The following is a 17,517-nucleotide window of genomic DNA, read 5'->3' as shown; positions in this document are numbered from 1 at the left end:
CGGATGCGGGGCGGTCGGAAAGAGCGAATGTTGCGCGAAGAGGCCCCAAAACGAGCCTTTTGCATCGCTGGCCTGCAATATCGTACGTGCCATGACAACAAACACCACATGGAACCGCGCCTGGCCCCTGCTGGCCGTGCTGGGCTCGGTCACGGCACTGGGCGTGGGCACTTCACTGGCCAAGCAGCTTTTTCCGGTGCTGGGCGCCCAGGGCACTTCGGCATTGCGCGTGGGCTTTGCCGCGCTGATCCTGGTGGCCATCTGGCGGCCCTGGCGCTGGACGCTGGCCCGCCCCCAGGCGTGGGCGCTGCTGCGTTTCGGCGTGGCGCTGGGCGCCATGAACCTGCTGTTCTACATGGCGCTGCGCACCATTCCCTTTGGATTGGCCGTGGCCATCGAATTCTCCGGTCCGCTGGCCGTGGCCATCTACCACTCGCGCCGGCCGGTGGACTTTGTCTGGCTGGCGCTGGCCGTGGCGGGGCTGGCCCTGATTTTGCCGATAGGGGGCGCTGGCGCGGGCGGATTGGTGCTGGAGCCCGTGGGCATTGCCTGCGCCGTGGGCGCTGCCATCTGCTGGGCGCTGTACATCCTGCTGGGGCAGCGCCTGGGCAGCATTCCCAGCGGCCAGGCCGTGTCGCTGGGCCTGGTGTTCGCCGCCATGGTGGTGGTGCCTTTCGGCGTGGCCGAAGCGGGGGCCAAGCTGCTGCAGCCGTCCATCCTGGCCTTCGGTCTGGTGGTGGCGGCCATCTCCAGCGCCTTGCCCTATACGCTGGAGATGATGGCCCTGCGCCGCCTGCCACCGGCCACCTTCGGCATCGCCCTGGCCACGGAGCCTGCGATTGCCGCCCTCATGGGCATGCTGCTGCTGCATGAGCACCTGTTGGGGACCCAGTGGCTGGCCATCGCCTGCATCATGGGCGCGGCCATGGGCAGCGCCATCACGCGGCCCGCTGCGGCGGCCAAGGCGCCGGCCGAGGTGACGCCTGCAGGTTGAGTGGCGATACCAGGGAGGGGAAATGAAAAAAGCGCTGCCGAGGCAGCGCTTTTTTTGCGGAGACAGGATGCAGCCGACCGGCTGCATTCCCTGCGCCTCAGAACGCAGGAACGACAGCGCCCTTGTACTTCTCGAGGATGAACTTCTTCACGTCGGGCGTGTGCAGCGCGTTCATCAGCTTGGCGATGTTGGGATCGTTGGCACGGTCCTGGCGCGAGACCACGATGTTGGTGTAGGGCGAATCGGAGCCTTCGATGAACAGCGCATCCTTGGTGGGATTGAGCTTGGCCTCGATGGCGTAGTTGGTGTTGATCAGGGCCAGGTCCACGTCAGCCAGCGCGCGTGGCAGCAGCGGGGCTTCGAGTTCCTTGAACTTGAGCTTCTTGGGGTTCTTGGCCACGTCCAGCGGCGTGGGGGTCAGGCTCTTGGGGTCCTTGAGCTCGATCAGGCCCTGCTTGGCCAGCAGGATCAGGGCGCGGCCGCCGTTGGAGGGGTCGTTGGGGATGGCGATGGTGGCGCCGTCCTTCAGATCCTTCACGTTCTTGATCTTCTGCGAGTAACCGCCGAAGGGCTCCACGTGGACCTTGCCATTGGGCACGGCCACCAGCGAGGTCTTGCGGTCCTTGTTGTAGCTGTCCAGGTAGGGCTGGTGCTGGAAGAAGTTCACGTCCAGCTGCTTGTCCTCGACGGCCGCATTGGGCTGCACGTAGTCGCTGAATTCCTTGATCTGCAGGTCGATGCCCTGGGCCTTCAGGGCCGGCTTCACATGGTTGAGGATTTCTGCATGGGGCACGGCGGTGGCGCCGACCTTGAGCACGTCGGCGGCCTGGGCCGTCAGGGCCAGCGTGGCAATCGCGATTGCGGAGAGGGCTTTCTTCAACATGACCGGAGGACTTTCTTCAACGGGTTGCAAAAACGCCGCAGGCCCGGTGGAGTGGTTCTGTATCGGGCGGTACGGCAGGCAGGCGCATAGTCTAGTGCGGCGCCAGCAGCCGCAATGAACAATTTTGCTATTTGGTTATAAGGCTGTGGCTTTTTATGCGGATTCTTGCGATGCTGCAGCGCGTACCATCGCCGCCATGGACTCCGAAATGCTGCAAAAGCTGGTGCAGGTGCAAATGCCCTATGGCAAGTACAAGGGCCGGCTGATCGCCGACCTGCCCGGCAACTATCTGAACTGGTTCGCACGCGAAGGCTTCCCCAAGGGAGAGCTGGGCCAGTTGCTGGCGCTGATGCAGGAGCTGGACCACAACGGCCTGTCGCACCTGCTGCAGCCGCTGCGCGCCGGGCCGCGTTGAAGCAACTACCCTAAAAAGCAAAAGGCCGCGACGGGCGCGGCCTTTCCGGGGGAAAACGCAGGCGGTTTACTTGGCGGCAGCGCGGGCGGCTTCGGCCTTGGCCTTGGCTTCGTCGGCCTTGCGCTGCAGCTCGGCTGCCTCGGTTTCAGCTGCCTTGGCCTTGGCTTCGGCTTCCTTGGCGGCCGCATCCTTTTCAGGGGTCATGGCGCCGGCCAGCGCATTGCCGGCCATGGAGCCGGCCACGGCGCCCACGGCAGCGGCGCCCAGCGTGCCCATCATGCCGGAGCCGCGTGCTGCGGGAGCGGCAGCCGCGCCAGGTGCAGCAGCAGCGGGGGCGGCCCCAGCCGCAGGTGCCGCAGCGGGGGCTGCCCCAGCGGTCGGGGCTGCAGGCGCGGCCGGTGCGGCGGGGGTGGACGGAGTCGCCGCCTTGCTGGCGGTGGGTGCCGCAGGCGCTGCGGGCTGAGCGGGGGCCTTGCCGATCGACGCCGGGCGCACGGACTTGCCGCCGCTGCCCATGCGCTTGGCCTGGGCCAGCGTGGGCACGGTCAGCGATGCAATGGCCAGGGCGATCACGGAGGCAGTGGCGCGGAACGAAGTCTTCACGGAGTTTTTTCCAATCATGGTGGTCATGTACACGGTCGGCGCAGGCGGGCCCGCGCCGGTCGGCGCGCCACAGGCTGCCCGTATGCAGGCAGGCCTGCGGCCTTGTGTGTCACATGGGGATGGGGGAGGAGATTCCAAGCACCGGCGCGCGGATGCGCCGGCGTGCAGCCTGCTGTTGTAGGTGGGCCACCCGGCGCTGGGGCGGTGGCCTATGGGGCTGCGTGAAGCATTGTAGAAAAGACTGGGGCTTGCCGGAAAAGCAAGCCCACAGAACATTCTCAGCTATTGATTGCGGAGCGGCGCAGCGGCCTGCGCGCGCCCTGCCGCCCGTTTTCAGCGCAGGACTTCCAGCAGGCGGTCCAGGCCGCCTTCGGTGATGGAGACCTTGGCTTCGTTGCGTACGCGCGGCTTGGCGTGGTAGGCCACGGACAGGCCTGCGACCTGCATCATGGGAATGTCGTTGCTGCCGTCGCCCACGGCGATGCACTGGTCGGGGCGAATGCCCAGCAGCGAGGCGACTTCCAGCAGGGTGCGGCGCTTTTCGGCGCCGTCGCAGATGTCGCCCCAGGGCTGCTCGATCAGGCCGCCGGTCAGCGCGCCGTCACGCATCTCCAGCACGTTGGCTCGCACGAAGTCGATGCCCAGCATGCCGCGCACATGTTCGGCAAAGTAGGTGAAGCCGCCCGAGACCAGCAGCACCTTCAGGCCCGCAGCCTGGGCTGCGCGCACCAGGGTTTCGGCGCCCGGGGAGAGCTTCAGGCGCTCGGCCAGCACGCGGGCCATGTCGGCCTCGGTCACGCCGACGAGCTTGCCCACGCGCTGGCGCAGGCTGTCCTTGAAGTCGGTGATCTCGCCGCGCATGGTGGCTTCGGTGATGGCCGAGACCTCGGCCTTCTTGCCGGTGGCATCGGCGATTTCGTCGATGCACTCGATGGTGATCAGCGTCGAGTCCATGTCGAACGCGATGAGCTTGTAGTCGGCCAGCTTCAGTGGCGGCTGGATGCCGCGGATCAGCAGTCCGGGCGCGAATTCGGTGACATCGGTCATGGGTGGGGCAGCAAAAAGGGGACGGGCCGCCGGGCTGGCGGGAAACAGGCGCAAATCATATCCAGTGGCGGGCCTGCCGTCAGGCTGCGGGCGGCTGGCGCAGGTAGATGGCGTCCGACCAGGTGGCCAGCCATTGGGGGCGAAACACCACGAAGATGGCGGTGACCATGCCGGTGACCACGGCATCGCCCCAGGCCATGAGCCAGCGCGCGATGCGAGACAGATCCTCGTTGACGCCGGGCAGGGCGTGGCCCGCCGCCTGGGCCAGCAGCGCGGCGATGAAGACGCACAGCACCGTGCCCGCAAAGCCGCGCGCGAGGATGTAGACAAAGATCTGATGCGGCAGCCAGCGCCGTAGCGCCGCGCCCCAGAGCATGGCCAGCGTGGCGGGCACGATGCCCTGCCAGACCGCGATGCCCAGCGCGTCGCCCCAGCCCAGGGCCGGCGACAGCAGGGCGGCCAGCCCGCCCACGATGAGCAGCAGCGGCACGGACAGCGGCCAGCCCAGCATGAGCACCACCAGCGGCGCCGAGGACCACTGCAGTTGCAGCGGCATGCGGTGCAGCGTGGGCAGGGCCCAGATCCAGGGCAGCAGCACGAGCACGCCCAGCAGCGGCGTGACCAGGGGCGAGGCCATGCGGTCCTGCGGGCCGCCCGGACCCGGGCGGCCGGCCAGCATGCGCCAGGGGCGCAGCCACAGCGCGGTGGCCAGGGCCAGCAGGGCGATGCTCGCTTCGAGGAACATGGCTGGAACGACGCGTTCTATGCGGGCTGGGCCGCCTTCGCTTCCACCAGCGGCTGGCCCAGGCTGCGCAGCACGTCGCGCACCATCTGGGCGCGGTCCTTGGGGTTGTCCAGGGCACGCTCGATGCGCAGCTTCTCGTTGCCGGCCAGCTTGATGTGCTTGTTCTTCTGGATGAGGTGGATGATGGCCATCGGGTCCACGGGTGGTTGGGGCTTGAAGGTGATGTTGATGACGCCGGGCGCCGCATCCACCTTGACCACGCCGTAGGGCTGGGACAGCACGCGCAGGCGGTGCACGTCGATCAGCGTCTGCGCCTGGGGCGGCAGCTTGCCGAAGCGGTCCACGATTTCTTCGAGCAGGGTGTCGATCTGGTCGCTGGTGCGGGCCGTGGCCAGTTTCTTGTAGAAGGACAGGCGCAGGTGCACGTCGCCGCAGTAGTCGTTGGGCAGCAGGGCCGGCGCGTGCAGATTGATGTCGGTGGAGGCCGACAGCGGGCTGAGCAGGTCGGGTTCCTTGCCGGCCTTGAGGCTGCGCACGGCCTCGGACAGCATCTCGTTGTAGAGCTGGAAGCCCACCTCCATCATGTTGCCGCTCTGGTTCTCGCCCAGCACCTCGCCGGCGCCGCGGATCTCCAGGTCGTGCATGGCCAGGTAGAAGCCCGAGCCCAGTTCCTCCATCTGCTGGATGGCCTCCAGCCGCTGCTGGGCCTGCTTGGTCAGGCTGTCCAGGTCGGGCACCATCAGGTAGGCATAGGCCTGGTGGTGGCTGCGGCCCACGCGGCCGCGCAGCTGGTGCAGCTGGGCCAGGCCGAACTTGTCGGCGCGGCTGATGAGGATGGTGTTGGAGCTGGGCACGTCGATGCCCGTCTCGATGATGGTCGAGCACAGCAATATGTTGTAGCGCTGGGCCACGAAGTCGCGCATCACGCGTTCGAGCTCGCGCTCGGGCATCTGGCCGTGGGCCACGGCAATGCGTGCCTCGGGCAGGATTTCCTCGAGCTTTTGCTTGCGGTTCTCGATGGTCTCGACCTCGTTGTGCAGGAAGTAGCACTGGCCGCCGCGCTTGAGCTCGCGCAGCACGGCCTCGCGGATCACGCCCGTGCCCTCGTTGCGCACAAAGGTCTTGATGGCCAGGCGCCGCTGGGGCGCGGTGGCGATGACGGACAGGTCGCGCAGGCCTTCCAGCGCCATGCCCATGGTGCGCGGGATGGGCGTGGCCGTCAGCGTGAGCACGTCCACCTCGGCGCGCATGGCCTTCATGGCTTCCTTGTGGCGCACGCCGAAGCGGTGCTCCTCGTCAATGATCAGCAGACCCAGGTTCTTGAACTGCGTGGACTCCGACAGCAGCTTGTGCGTGCCCACGACGATGTCCACCGAGCCGTCGGCAATGCCCTTGACGGCCGCCGTGATCTCCTTGCCCGAGCGAAAGCGCGAGACTTCGGCCACCTTGATCGGCCACTTGGAGAAGCGGTCCACCAGGGTCTGGTAATGCTGCTCGGCCAGCAGCGTGGTGGGCGCGAGAAAGGCCACCTGCTTGCCGCCCGTGATGGCCACGAAGGCCGCGCGCAGCGCCACCTCGGTCTTGCCGAAGCCCACGTCGCCGCAGACCAGGCGGTCCATGGGCTGGGGGCTGATCATGTCCTGGATCACGGCGTGGATGGCAGCGCGCTGGTCCGCCGTTTCCTCGAAGCCGAAGTCGTTGGCGAACTGCTCGTAGTCCTGGGGCGAGTAGCGGAAGGCATGGCCCTGGCGTGCGGCGCGGCGCGCATAGATGTTCAGCAGCTCGGCTGCCGAGTCGCGCACCTGCTCGGCCGCCTTGCGCTTGGCCTTTTCCCACTGCGTGCCGCCGAGCTTGTGCAGCGGCGCGTCCTCGGGCGAGACGCCCGTGTAGCGGCTGATCAGCTGCAACTGGCTGACAGGCACGTAGAGCACGGCGTTGCCCGCGTACTCCAGGTGCAGGAACTCCTGCACGGCCGGCGTGCCGTCAGGGTTCTTCTGGCCCATGTCCATGTTGACCAGGCCCTGGTAGCGGCCGATGCCGTGGTCCGAATGCACCACGGGGTCGCCCACCTTGAGTTCGGACAGGTCCTTGATCAGCGCCTCCACATCGCTGACCTGCTCCTGGCGGCGGCGCCTGCGGCCCGTGGGGCTGGTGGCGAACAGCTCCGTCTCGGTGACGAAGTCCAGGCCTTCCTCCACCCAGGCAAAGCCGTTCATCAGCCCGGCCGTGGCAATGCCCACCTTCTCGCCCGCATCGCCCTGGAACTCGGCCAGCGAGTCGAAGACCGGCGGGTTCACGCCCGAGGCGCGGAAGAAGTCCAGCAGGCTTTCGCGCCGGCCATCGGACTCGGCCAGCAGCAGGATGCGGTGGGCGCTGCTGGCAATGTGCCTTTGCAGGCGCGCCAGCGGGTCTTCCGCGCCGCGCACCACGGACAGGTCCTCCAGCTTCTGGAAGATGGCGCTGTCGGCCACGTCCTCGGTGCCTGGGCGCAGCGCGAGCTGGGCGTGCTCCTTGGCGCGCGTGTAGAACTGGTCGGCGGACAGGAACAGCACCTCGGGCGGCAGGGCCGGGCGCTCGGGGTCGCCCTGCACCAGGCGGAAGCGCTCCTTGGTGTCCTGCCAAAAGCGCTGGAAGGCCGGCTCCAGGTCGCCATGCATCACCACGGTGGCATCGGCGCCCAGGTAGTCGAACACGGTGGCCGTTTCGTCGAAGAACAGCGGCAGGTAGTACTCGATGCCGGCCGTGGCAATGCCTTGGCCCATGTCCTTGTAGATGCGGCTGCGCGTGGGATCGCCCTCCAGCAGCTCGCGCCAGCGCTGGCGGAACTTGGCGCGTGCGTCCTCGTCCATGGGGAACTCGCGGCCGGGCAGCAGGCGCACCTCGGGCACGGGGTAGAGGCTGCGCTGGGTGTCGGGATCGAAGGTGCGGATGGAGTCGATCTCGTCGTCGAACAGATCCACGCGGTAGGGCTGCAGCGAGCCCATCGGGAACAGGTCGATCAGGCCGCCGCGCACCGCGTACTCGCCGTGGCTGACCACCTGGGAGACATGCTGGTAGCCGGCCAGCGTCAGCTGGGCCTTGAGTTTGGCCTCGTCCAGCTTCTGGCCGCTCTTGAACTCGAAGGTGTAGCCGGCCAGGAAGGAGGGCGGCGCCAGCCGGTACAGCGCCGTGGTGGCGGGCACCAGCACCACGTCGGCACCATGCTCCTTGTCGCGCTGGTTGATGCGCCACAGCGTGGCCAGGCGCTCGCTGATCAGGTCCTGGTGGGGAGAGAAGCTGTCGTAGGGCAGGGTCTCCCAGTCGGGGAAGAGCGCGCAGCGCAGGCCCGGGGCGAAGAAGGCCATCTCGTCGATCAGCCGCTGGGCATCCGAGGCGTCGGCCGTGACGATGGCCGTCACCCGGCCTGCAGCCTTCTCGCGCTCGCCCAGGCGGGCCAGCAGCAGGGCGTCGGCGCTGCCCACAGGGCGGGGCAGGGTGAAGCGTTTTCCGGGAGTGAGCTTGGGCAGTTCCATGGTGCTTGGACGTGGGCGCCGCAGCGCCTGGGCGAAGTAACGACAAAACCCCTCGGCACGCGCAGAGGGGTATCGAACCATTTTAGCCAGCACGCATGACGGCCATGCAGGCATGCCCGCATGTCCATGGTGGCGCATGGCCGTCACTACAATGCGCCACCATGACAGATCTGCTTGCGGCGGCTGCGCCCGCGTCCCTGGAGCCGGCCCGCCTGTGGGCCTTGATCCCCTGCGCGGGCACGGGCTCGCGCGCCATCGCACCCGATGCGCCTGCGCCTGAACTGCCCAAGCAATACCACCTGGTGGCCGGTGCGCCCATGGTGGCGCACACGCTGGCCGCCTTTGCGGGCACAGCGCGCGTGCACCACACCCTGGTGGTGATCGCGCCTGGCGATGATTTCTGGCGCCAGGGCCTGCCGGGCCCGTCGCCCACGCGCTACTCCACGGCGGCTTGCGGCGGCGCCACGCGGGCCGAATCCGTGACCAACGGCCTGAAGGAGCTGCTGGCGCGCGGTGCGAGTGAGCATGACTGGGTGCTGGTGCACGACGCCGCACGCTGCCTGGTGACGCCCGAACTGATCGATGCCCTGATCGACGCCTGCGAGCACGATGCCGTGGGCGGCCTTCTGGCGCACAAGCTGCCCGACACGCTCAAGACAGCCGTGACCGGGCCCGGCGGCGTGCGCGTGGCGGGCACGGTGGACCGCAGCGACAAATGGCTGGCGCAGACGCCGCAGATGTTTCGCATTGCGCCGCTGCTCGACGCCCTGGAACACGCGGGATCGGCCGTGACCGACGAGGCCAGCGCCATGGAGGCCGTGGGCCAGCGCCCGCGCCTGGTGCCCGGCGGTGCGCAGAACTTCAAGGTCACCTATCCCGACGACTTTGCGCTGGCTGCCGCCGTGCTGTCGCAGCGCGCGCATGGCGCGACGCTGGAACGCTACCGGGGCAAGCGCGACCAGCCGCAGGCGTCGGGCAATCCGTTTTTCTGAACCTGGAATGTTTCACATGAATTTTCGTATTGGCGAGGGCTGGGACGTGCATGCCCTGGTGCCCGGGCGCAAGCTGATCCTGGGCGGCATCGAGGTGCCGCATGAACTGGGGCTGCTGGGCCATTCCGATGCCGACGTGCTGCTGCACGCCATCACCGACGCGCTGCTGGGCGGGGCGGCGCTGGGCGACATCGGCCGGCATTTCCCCGACACCGACCCAGAATTCCGTGGCGCCGATTCGCTGGTGCTGCTGGTGGAGGCGGCGCGCCGCGTGCGCGCCACGGGCCTGGAGATTGGCAACATCGACAGCACCATCATTGCCCAGGCCCCCAAGCTGGCGCCGCACATTCCTGCCATGCGCGAGCGCATCGCCACGGCGCTGGGCCTGGCGCTGGACCAGGTCAACGTCAAGGCCAAGACGGCCGAGAAGCTCGGACCCGTGGGCCAGCAACAGGCCATGGAGGCGCGCGCCGCCGCCTTGCTGTTCCGCGCCTGAACAGCGGGGTGCCATCCCCATGCAAAAGGCCCCGGCGATCGGTCAACGATCGCCGGGGCCTTTGTGTCTGCCGAACGTATCTGCCGAACGCGCGCTGCGGGCTCAGTCTTCTCCGTCCAGGGCGCCGTCCTGCGCACGCGGAGGCAGCTGGCGCTTGATCTGCGGGCGCTGCAGACGCTGCTCGGGCTCGGCACCCTTGGCCACGCCTGAGGCACGCTGCAACTGCACATGGGCGACCAGCCCGCCCGTGGAGGAGTTGGACAGCGCAAACACGCCGCCCATGCGCTGCACCGTCTTGTCCACGATGGACAGGCCCAGGCCCGCGCCCGCTGCGGCCGTGCGCGCGGAGTCGCCACGGAAGAAGGGCTGGGTCAGGCTGGCCAGCTGCTCGGGCGGCACGCCACGGCCATGGTCGCGGATGCGAATCACGACCCAGCTTTCGCGCTCAGATGCGGTCACATCCACGTGCGTGGTTTCGGTCTCGGGCGTCTTGCCGTAGCGGCGAGCGTTCTCGAACAGGTTGGAGATCACGCGCGCCAGTTCCACCTCGTCGGCCAGCACGTAGACGCCTTCGGGCACGGCCATGCTGATCTGCAGCTCGCGGTGGTCCTGCACCGCATAGACGCAGGACGACACCACGGCATGCAGGTTGACCGGGTTGAGGGTCACATGGTCGGGGCGGGCGTAGTCCAGGAATTTGTCGATGGTGGCGTCGAGCTGCACGATGTCGGCCACCATGTGCTCGCGCGCCACGTCGTCCACCACGCTCATCTCGGTCTCCAGCCGCAGGCGGGCCAGCGGCGTGCGCAGGTCGTGGGAGATGCCGGCCAGCATCACCGCGCGGTCCTGCTCCAGCTGGGCGAGTTTCTGCGCCATGCGGTTGAAGCCGATGTTGACCTCGCGGATCTCGCTGGTGACGGCTTCCTCATCGAGCTGGCTGGCGTCAAAGTCGCCATCTCGCACGCGGTTGGCCGCATAGCTCAACTGCTTGAGCGGCCGGTTGATCAGGCGCGCGATAGCTGCCGCCCCCGCCAGGGACAGCAGGCCGGCCGTGATCAGCCAGATCAGCCAGGTGCGTCCGCTGGCCGGCGTGAAGCGCGAGCGGTCCATCAGCAGCCAGGTGCGGTCGCCATTGATGGTGAAGCCCACCCACAGCCCCGGTTCGCCATTGACGCTGCGCGCCACGATGGTGCCGTAGCCCAGGCGGCGCGTGAGCTCCTCGGTCAGGCGCTTGCCCAGCGTGCTCTGGTCCAGCAGCTCGAAGCTGTCGCCAGGCTCGCGCGGCAGAATGCGCACGCCTTCCTGGTCGGCCATGGTCTTGATCAGCGAGACACGGTTGATGGCATCCGAATGCACCAGGGCCGCGCGGCTGAGGTTGACCAGCGAGGCGATCTGCTGGGCGGTGTGCAGCGTGCGCGGCTCGAACTCGAAGGCGCGCAGCGTCTGCAGCCACGCCAGGATGCTGCCCACCAGCAGCAGGGCCAGCAGGCAGAAGGTACGCCAGAAAAGATTGAGTCCCAGCGGAGAGCGCGCAGTCATGCGCCGCTCGTAGTCGAGCGGCGCAGGGCTGGTGGCGTCGTGGGGCGGGACGGTGAAGGAACTCATGGAATGCGGTTCGTCATTCTAGGGGCCGGCTGCGAGATTACGCCTGTGCCGGCCAGCCTGCGTTACCGGTTGTCTCGGTCGACAGGGTGAGGTTTTGGCGCTGCGCATTGTCAACGGCACATAAAACGTTACGGCCCCAACCCAGGGACGCCGAGCAAGAGCCGCCTCGCGGCGAGGGCGTCGTCCCCCTCCCGCGGAGCGAGAGAGGGGGAAGGCGCGCAGCGCCTCAGGGGGTGATGCATTTCAGTTCGCGCCGTCCGGTACGAACACGTAGCCCACACCCCAGACCGTCTGGATATAGCGCGGTGCGGCGGCATCTTCCTCGATCAGCTTGCGCAGGCGCGAGACCTGCACGTCCAGGCTGCGGTCGAAGGGCTCGAACTCGCGGCCGCGCGCCAGCAGGGCCAGCTTCTCGCGCGACAGCGGCTGGCGCGGGTGGCGCACCAGGGCCTTGAGCATGGCGAATTCGCCCGTGGTCAGCGGCAGTTCCTCGCCGTTCTTTTGCAGCACGCGCGTGCCCAGGTCGAAGGTGAAGGGGCCGAAGCTCACCACCTCGTTGTCGCCGGAGGGCGCGCCCGGCGCTTCCTGCGGCGGGCGGCGGCGCAGCACGGCATGGATGCGCGCCAGCAGCTCGCGCGGGTTGAAGGGCTTGCCCAGGTAGTCGTCGGCGCCCACTTCCAGGCCCACGATGCGGTCCACGTCCTCGCCCTTGGCGGTCAGCATGATGATGGGCGTGCGGTCATTGGCCGAGCGCAGGCGGCGGCAGATGGACAGGCCATCCTCGCCGGGCATCATCAGGTCAAGCACGATCAGGTCCACGGTCTCGCGCAGCAGGATGCGGTTCAGCGCCTTGCCATCTTCGGCAATCATGATCTCGAAGCCTTCCTGCGTCAGGTAGCGGCGCAGCAGGTCGCGGATGCGCGCATCGTCATCCACCACCAGGATCTTGTCGGTGCGGTTGGTCGTAGTGGCCATGTTCATCCTCGGTCGGTCATTTGTAACAGCCGCCATTGTTACCAGCTTGCGCTGAAAAGTCTGGTCAAAACCCCGAACTTTTGCCGTGTGTTACAGATGTTGCGTTTAAATTTAGAACGGAAAATGTGTCTTTAGAATATTTAACTATGGGTTCATCGCGTTGATGCATTTATCGTTGCAATAATGTTGTGAATGACGGGGCGAATAGGCCTGAACGGCTCCATACCTGTCACCATCTGGCGGCATGCCGTAGCGAAAGGGCGGCATGCAGTTGTATCCCTGAACTACCTTTCATTTCAAAGGGTGAACGCATGAGCAAGCTTTCCAAACAGCTGTCCCGCCCCTGGGTCAAGTCCGTGGTCGCGGCCACTGCGCTGGCCTGTGCCAGCGGTGCCTGGGCGCAGAACGCCGCCTCGGCGCAGGCACAGCCGGCCAATGTGGTGCAGTTGTCTGCAGAAGGCTCGGTGGATGTGGTGCAGGACCTGCTGACCGCTACCTTGTCGGCCACGCGCGAAGGGCGCGATGCGGCCACGGTCCAGTCCCAACTGCAGAAAGTGGTCGAGGCCGCCATGGCAGTGACCAAGCGCAGCGCCCAGTCGGGCCAGATGGATGTGAGCACCGGCAGCTTCGGCATCTATCCGCGCTATGGCAAGGACAACAAGGTGGAAGGCTGGCAAGGCCGCGCCGAGATTCTTCTGCAGGGCCGCGACTTCGCGCGCATCACGCAGACGGCGGCCCAGGTGCAGGACATGACGCTGTCGCAAGTGGGCTTCGGCCTGTCGCGCGAGGCCCGTGAAAAGGTCGAGGGCGAGGCCCAGGCCAAGGCCATCGAACAGTTCAAGCAGCGCGCCTCCACGCTGTCCAAGAGCTTCGGCTTTGCCAACTACAGCCTGCGCGAGGTCAACGTGAGCAGCAGCGATACCTCGGTGCCCATGCCGCGTCCGCGCATGATGGCCATGTCCGCCAAGGCTGCCGGCGCGGAAATGGATGCCGTGTCCGTGGAAGCGGGCAAGGCGCAGGTGATGGTCCACGTGTCGGGCTCGGTGCAGATGTACTGACCGGGTGACCCGTCCATGAAAAAAGGAGCGCCGTGGCGCTCCTTTTTTGGCAGTGGTTCTGTCTGGCCGCGATTACTGCGCAGCCCAGCCGCCATCCATGTTCCAGGCCACGCCGCGCACGTTGGCGGCAGCGGGCGAGCAGAAGAACACGGCCAGTTCGCCAAGCTCCTCGGGCGTGGTGAACTGCATGGAGGGTTCCTTTTCGCCCAGCAGCAGCTTCTTGGCTTCTTCATTGCTGATGCCGTGCTGCTCGGCCTTGGCGTCCACCTGCTTTTGCACCAGCGGCGTCAGCACCCAGCCGGGGCAGATGGCATTGCAGGTGATGCCGGAGGTGGCATTCTCCAGGGCCGTGACCTTGGTCAGCCCGACAATGCCGTGCTTGGCCGCCACATAGGCGGACTTCTGCGCAGAGCCCACCAGGCCGTGCACCGAAGCCACATTGATGATGCGGCCCCAGCCCTTGCCGCCATCGGCCGCCTGCATCATGGGCAGGACCAGGCGCGAGGTGTGGAAGGCGCTGGACAGGTTGATGGCGATGATGGAATCCCAGCGCTCGGGCGGGAAGTCTTCCACGCGTGCCACGTGCTGGATGCCGGCATTGTTCACGAGGATGTCGATCTGGCCGAAGTTGCGCACGCTGTACTGGACCATGTCCTCGATGTCTGCCACGCGGCTCATGTCGGCACCGTGGTAGGCGACCTGGGCGCCGGCGGCCTGGCCTGCGGCCAGCACTTCGGCACGGGGGCCGTCCACATCGCCGAAACCATTGAGCACGATATTGGCGCCCTGGCGGGCCAGCGCCTTCGCGATCCCGAGGCCGATTCCGCTGGTCGAACCGGTCACGAGGGCGGTCTTGCCTTTCAACATAGAGAGTCTCCGAATGAATGTACGATGCAACACAGCCATTATCGGCGCCGGCTCCGCGAATGCGTTTCCATGAATCATCCTACGCTGAACTACGTATCCTGCCCGGCAGTTGCCGGGCGTGCCTCACCCTGGAGCCGTACTGCCAGCTCGGCTGCTCAAGATAATGCGTCGCACCGCATGGCCTATTGGGAATGGAATCGCACCGGCGATCCGCACCATCCCCATGTCGTGGTCTGCGTGCACGGCCTGTCGCGCCAGGGGCGTGACTTCGACGTGCTGGCCGAGCGGCTCAGCGAACGCGCCCGCGTGATCTGCCCCGACGTGGTCGGGCGTGGCGAAAGCGACTGGCTGCAGGATCCGGCCGCCTACCAGGTGCCTCTTTACGCAGCTGACATGCTGGCCTTGCTGGCCCAGGTGCATGCGCAGGCGCCTGTCGAACAATTGGATTGGGTGGGCACCAGCATGGGCGGGCTGATCGGCATGGCGCTTGCAGGCCAGCCGGGGCTGCCGCTGCCGGCGCCCATCCGCAGGCTGGTGCTCAACGATGTGGGGCCTGTCATCGAGTGGTCTGCCCTGGAGCGCATAGGTCAGTACCTGGGCAAGGGCGTGCATTTTGAAAATCTTGAACAGGCAGCCCATGCGCTGCTCTTGATTTCCGAAGGCTTCGGCCCACATAGCGAAGGGCAATGGTTGCGATTGACGCGACCTATGATGCGGCCGGCCGCCGATGGCGGTCTTGTCTTGCACTATGACCCTCAGATTGCAGTGTCCCTGCAGCAGATGACGCCCGAGATGGCCCAGGCCGGCGAAGCGCTGCTGTGGCAGCTGTATGACCAGATCAAGGCACGCGTCTTGCTAGTTCGTGGTGCGCAGTCCGATCTGCTGACTGCGGCCACGGCGCAGGCCATGGCGCAGCGCGGCCCGAAGGCGCATTGCGTGGAATTTGAAGGGGTGGGGCATGCGCCCACCTTCGTCGCAGCAGGGCAGGTGGCCTTGCTGTGCCGGTTCTTATGGGGAGAAGAGCGCTTGCCAAGCACCATGAATCTTGCCGAGCAGGCCAGGGAGAGTGACGAATGAAGACCGCCAGCAGCGAGGCCGCCGTGCAGGCGCCTTCGCCCGCCGCAGCCGCGCCGGGCCAGGTGCCGGCGGTTCTGCCGCACCTGATCACGGCCACGTCGCAGACCCTGCCCGAACAGGTCAATGCGCTGGCCCGCGCGCGCACCTTTGCCGAGCCGCTGATCGCCACCGAGACCATGGAGTCCGGCGAGAACACGATGGCCCATGCCGATGCGGTGGCCGCCATCCTCAAGACCATCGGTGGCTCCGAAACGATGCAGGCGGCGATTTATCTGGTGCATGCCAGCGTGCACCTGAATCGTCCGCAGGAAGTGATCGCCAAGGCCTTTGGCGAGAATTTCGCCACCCTGGCCGTGGAAACCAACAAGCTCATGCGCGTGCAGCAGCAGGCGCGCGGCGCCGAGCTGGGCGGCCAGTATCTGGACGATGAGGCCACGCAGACCGAGAACGTGCGCAAGATGCTGCTGGGCTTCTCGCGCGATCTGCGTGTCGTGCTGCTGCGGCTGGCCTCGCGCCTGCAGACGCTGCGCTACTACGCGGCCAGCAAGCGCCCGGTCTCTCCCGGTATTGCGCGCGAGGCGCTGACGGTGTTCGCGCCGCTGGCCAACCGGCTGGGCATCTGGCAGATCAAGTGGGAACTGGAAGATCTGTCCCTGCGCTTCCTGGAGCCCGAGACCTACCGTGAAGTGGCCCGCCTGCTCGATGAAAAGCGCGTGGAGCGCGAGGCCTACATGGAGCAGATGCGGGCGCGGCTGGAGGCCGATCTGCGTGCGCACAGCATCAGCGCCACCGTGCAGGGCCGGCCCAAGCACATCTACAGCATCGTCAAGAAGATGCGCGGCAAGTCGCTGAACTTCGACCAGGTCTTCGACATCCGCGCCATGCGTGTCGTCGTGCCCACGATCAAGGACTGCTACGCCACCCTGTCCTGGGTGCATGAGCAGTTCACGCCCATCGAGGCGGAGTTCGACGACTACATCGCCAAGCCCAAGCCCAACGGCTACCAGTCGCTGCACACCGTAGTGCGCGACGAGACGGGCCGTGCCATCGAGATCCAGATCCGCACCCAGGCCATGCACGACCATGCCGAGCACGGCGTGGCCGCCCACTGGGCCTACAAGGAGGCGGGCACCAAGGGATACGCGGGCGTCACCGCCAGCAGCGAGTACGACGCCAAGATCGCCGTGCTGCGCCAGCTGCTGGCCTGGGGCAGCGACCTGGCGGGCGCGCACCATCGCGGCCTGTTCGAGGACCGCATCTACGTGCTCACCCCCGACGCGGCCGTCATCGAGCTGCCGCAGGGCGCAACGCCCGTGGACTTTGCCTACTCCGTGCACACCAGCCTGGGCCACCGCTGCCGTGGCGCGCGGGTGGACGGCGCCATGGTGCCGCTGAACACGCCGCTGCAAAACGGCCAGACCGTGGAAATCACCACGGTCAAGGAAGGCCGCCCCTCGCGCGACTGGCTCAATGCCGACCTGGGCTATCTGACCAGCAACCGTGCCAAGGCCAAGGTGCGCGCCTGGTTCAATGCCCAGGCCACGCACGAGACCGTGGCGCGCGGCCGCGAGGCGGTCGAGAAACTGCTGCAGCGCGAGGGCAAGACGGCCGTCAAGCTGGAGGAGCTGGCCGTTCAGCTCGGCTTCAAATCGGCCGATGCCTTGTTCGAAGTCGTCGGCAAGGATGAATACTCGCTGCGCAACATCGAGACCGTTCTGCGTCCGGCCGAGGCGGAGGAAGAAGTCGAGGAATTCTCCCCGGTGCGCAAGGCGCGCGGCACGGACTCGCCCAAGGGCGGCGTGCTGGTGGTTGGCGTGGACTCGCTGATGACCCAGCTGGCAAAGTGCTGCAAGCCTGCGCCGCCGGACGACATCCGGGGCTTTGTCACGCGCGGCAAGGGCGTGAGCGTGCACCGCTCCGACTGCTCCAACTTCCGCGAGATGGCGGCGCGCAATTCCGAGCGCGTGATCGATGTGGCCTGGGGCCAGCCCAAGGCGGCCACCGTGGCCTCAGCCGTCTACCCGGTCGATGTGTCCGTGGAGGCCGCCGACCGGCAGGGCCTGCTGCGCGATATCTCGGAAGTCTTTGCGCGCGAAAAGACCAATGTCATTGGCGTGCAGACCCAGTCCGTCAAGGGAACGGCCTGGATGACCTTCACCGTGGAGGTGGCCGATTCGGGCCGCTTGAGCAAGGTGCTGGGCATCGTGGCCGCCGTGGCGGGCGTGCGTTCGGCGCGGCGGCGTTGAGC

The 17,517-nt window shown here is 67.0% G+C and carries 15 protein-coding genes; 7 read left to right on the top strand and 8 right to left on the bottom strand.

The annotated features are described in order from the left end of the window. Window positions 1–91 precede the first annotated feature (91 nt). On the top strand, window positions 92–994 hold the full coding sequence (locus LGR64_RS15585) for an EamA family transporter (RefSeq protein ID WP_230356003.1): 903 nt from the start codon (window positions 92–94) through the stop codon (window positions 992–994). A 97-nt stretch (window positions 995–1,091) separates the two neighbouring features. On the opposite strand, the gene LGR64_RS15580 is transcribed toward LGR64_RS15585, so the two are convergent. After that, window positions 1,092–1,877: a MetQ/NlpA family ABC transporter substrate-binding protein gene (locus tag LGR64_RS15580; RefSeq protein ID WP_034391882.1), complete on the bottom strand. Its 786-nt coding sequence runs from the start codon at window positions 1,875–1,877 to the stop codon at window positions 1,092–1,094. A gap of 196 nt (window positions 1,878–2,073) precedes the next feature. Here LGR64_RS15580 and LGR64_RS15575 point away from each other — a divergent pair, with 196 nt between their 5' ends. Further along, window positions 2,074–2,292 carry a DUF3820 family protein gene (locus LGR64_RS15575; RefSeq protein ID WP_071957097.1) on the top strand — a complete coding sequence of 73 codons (219 nt, stop codon included), beginning with the start codon at window positions 2,074–2,076 and terminating at the stop codon, window positions 2,290–2,292. Between the two features lie 66 nt (window positions 2,293–2,358). On the opposite strand, the gene LGR64_RS15570 is transcribed toward LGR64_RS15575, so the two are convergent. The 4 genes from LGR64_RS15570 to mfd all read right to left on the bottom strand — a co-directional run bounded on the left by LGR64_RS15570 (window position 2,359) and on the right by mfd (window position 8,199). Then, a complete protein-coding gene (locus LGR64_RS15570; RefSeq protein WP_043819363.1) occupies window positions 2,359–2,922 on the bottom strand; it encodes a hypothetical protein in 564 nt (187 codons plus the stop codon). Between the two features lie 306 nt (window positions 2,923–3,228). Then, on the bottom strand, window positions 3,229–3,942 hold the full coding sequence (gene serB / locus LGR64_RS15565; protein ID WP_012204694.1) for a phosphoserine phosphatase SerB: 714 nt from the start codon (window positions 3,940–3,942) through the stop codon (window positions 3,229–3,231). Window positions 3,943–4,021: 79 nt separating this feature from the next. After that, window positions 4,022–4,687 carry a hypothetical protein gene (locus LGR64_RS15560; protein WP_230356001.1) on the bottom strand — a complete coding sequence of 222 codons (666 nt, stop codon included), beginning with the start codon at window positions 4,685–4,687 and terminating at the stop codon, window positions 4,022–4,024. Between the two features lie 17 nt (window positions 4,688–4,704). Further along, window positions 4,705–8,199, bottom strand: a complete 3,495-nt coding sequence (gene mfd / locus LGR64_RS15555; protein ID WP_034391890.1) for a transcription-repair coupling factor — start codon at window positions 8,197–8,199, stop codon at window positions 4,705–4,707. A gap of 161 nt (window positions 8,200–8,360) precedes the next feature. Between mfd and ispD the strand changes: the two genes are divergently transcribed. Both ispD and ispF read left to right on the top strand, forming a co-directional pair. Continuing rightward, entirely contained in the window at window positions 8,361–9,191 is an 831-nt protein-coding gene (gene ispD, locus LGR64_RS15550) for a 2-C-methyl-D-erythritol 4-phosphate cytidylyltransferase (RefSeq protein WP_230355999.1), read from the top strand. Between the two features lie 16 nt (window positions 9,192–9,207). Beyond that, window positions 9,208–9,687: a 2-C-methyl-D-erythritol 2,4-cyclodiphosphate synthase gene (gene ispF / locus LGR64_RS15545; RefSeq protein ID WP_013803157.1), complete on the top strand. Its 480-nt coding sequence runs from the start codon at window positions 9,208–9,210 to the stop codon at window positions 9,685–9,687. Window positions 9,688–9,789: 102 nt separating this feature from the next. Here ispF and LGR64_RS15540 read toward each other — a convergent pair whose 3' ends face one another. Continuing rightward, window positions 9,790–11,292 carry an ATP-binding protein gene (locus tag LGR64_RS15540; protein WP_012204699.1) on the bottom strand — a complete coding sequence of 501 codons (1,503 nt, stop codon included), beginning with the start codon at window positions 11,290–11,292 and terminating at the stop codon, window positions 9,790–9,792. Between the two features lie 243 nt (window positions 11,293–11,535). After that, window positions 11,536–12,273: an osmolarity response regulator transcription factor OmpR gene (gene ompR, locus LGR64_RS15535; protein WP_017404718.1), complete on the bottom strand. Its 738-nt coding sequence runs from the start codon at window positions 12,271–12,273 to the stop codon at window positions 11,536–11,538. A 305-nt stretch (window positions 12,274–12,578) separates the two neighbouring features. On the opposite strand from ompR, the gene LGR64_RS15530 reads away from it, so the two are divergent. Beyond that, a complete protein-coding gene (locus tag LGR64_RS15530; protein ID WP_043781482.1) occupies window positions 12,579–13,325 on the top strand; it encodes an SIMPL domain-containing protein in 747 nt (248 codons plus the stop codon). Window positions 13,326–13,397: 72 nt separating this feature from the next. Here LGR64_RS15530 and LGR64_RS15525 read toward each other — a convergent pair whose 3' ends face one another. After that, a complete protein-coding gene (locus LGR64_RS15525) occupies window positions 13,398–14,192 on the bottom strand; it encodes a 3-hydroxybutyrate dehydrogenase (protein WP_012204702.1) in 795 nt (264 codons plus the stop codon). A gap of 69 nt (window positions 14,193–14,261) precedes the next feature. Between LGR64_RS15525 and LGR64_RS15520 the strand changes: the two genes are divergently transcribed. Together LGR64_RS15520 and LGR64_RS15515 are read left to right on the top strand one after the other, a co-directional pair. Then, window positions 14,262–15,269: an alpha/beta fold hydrolase gene (locus tag LGR64_RS15520; protein WP_230355997.1), complete on the top strand. Its 1,008-nt coding sequence runs from the start codon at window positions 14,262–14,264 to the stop codon at window positions 15,267–15,269. Continuing rightward, window positions 15,266–17,515, top strand: a complete 2,250-nt coding sequence (locus tag LGR64_RS15515) for a RelA/SpoT family protein (RefSeq protein ID WP_141833787.1) — start codon at window positions 15,266–15,268, stop codon at window positions 17,513–17,515. Before LGR64_RS15520 ends, LGR64_RS15515 begins: the two co-directional genes overlap by 4 nt. Window positions 17,516–17,517 lie beyond the last annotated feature (2 nt).

Source organism: Delftia sp. Lp-1, from assembly GCF_020523835.1.
GTDB lineage: Bacteria > Pseudomonadota > Gammaproteobacteria > Burkholderiales > Burkholderiaceae_C > Comamonas > Comamonas acidovorans.
This window is presented reverse-complemented; position numbering and strand designations above follow the sequence as displayed.

Coding starts and splice junctions, on each gene's coding strand:
- ispF (WP_013803157.1), top strand. CDS start 9,208: ATGAATTTTCGTATTGGCGAGGGCTGGGACGTGCATGCCCTGGTGCCC.
- LGR64_RS15525 (WP_012204702.1), bottom strand. CDS start 14,192: ATGTTGAAAGGCAAGACCGCCCTCGTGACCGGTTCGACCAGCGGAATC.
- LGR64_RS15530 (WP_043781482.1), top strand. CDS start 12,579: ATGAGCAAGCTTTCCAAACAGCTGTCCCGCCCCTGGGTCAAGTCCGTG.
- LGR64_RS15580 (WP_034391882.1), bottom strand. CDS start 1,877: ATGTTGAAGAAAGCCCTCTCCGCAATCGCGATTGCCACGCTGGCCCTG.
- LGR64_RS15560 (WP_230356001.1), bottom strand. CDS start 4,687: ATGTTCCTCGAAGCGAGCATCGCCCTGCTGGCCCTGGCCACCGCGCTG.
- LGR64_RS15540 (WP_012204699.1), bottom strand. CDS start 11,292: ATGAGTTCCTTCACCGTCCCGCCCCACGACGCCACCAGCCCTGCGCCG.
- serB (WP_012204694.1), bottom strand. CDS start 3,942: ATGACCGATGTCACCGAATTCGCGCCCGGACTGCTGATCCGCGGCATC.
- LGR64_RS15515 (WP_141833787.1), top strand. CDS start 15,266: ATGAAGACCGCCAGCAGCGAGGCCGCCGTGCAGGCGCCTTCGCCCGCC.
- LGR64_RS15575 (WP_071957097.1), top strand. CDS start 2,074: ATGGACTCCGAAATGCTGCAAAAGCTGGTGCAGGTGCAAATGCCCTAT.
- LGR64_RS15585 (WP_230356003.1), top strand. CDS start 92: ATGACAACAAACACCACATGGAACCGCGCCTGGCCCCTGCTGGCCGTG.
- LGR64_RS15570 (WP_043819363.1), bottom strand. CDS start 2,922: ATGACCACCATGATTGGAAAAAACTCCGTGAAGACTTCGTTCCGCGCC.
- mfd (WP_034391890.1), bottom strand. CDS start 8,199: ATGGAACTGCCCAAGCTCACTCCCGGAAAACGCTTCACCCTGCCCCGC.
- LGR64_RS15520 (WP_230355997.1), top strand. CDS start 14,262: ATGAATCATCCTACGCTGAACTACGTATCCTGCCCGGCAGTTGCCGGG.
- ispD (WP_230355999.1), top strand. CDS start 8,361: ATGACAGATCTGCTTGCGGCGGCTGCGCCCGCGTCCCTGGAGCCGGCC.
- ompR (WP_017404718.1), bottom strand. CDS start 12,273: ATGAACATGGCCACTACGACCAACCGCACCGACAAGATCCTGGTGGTG.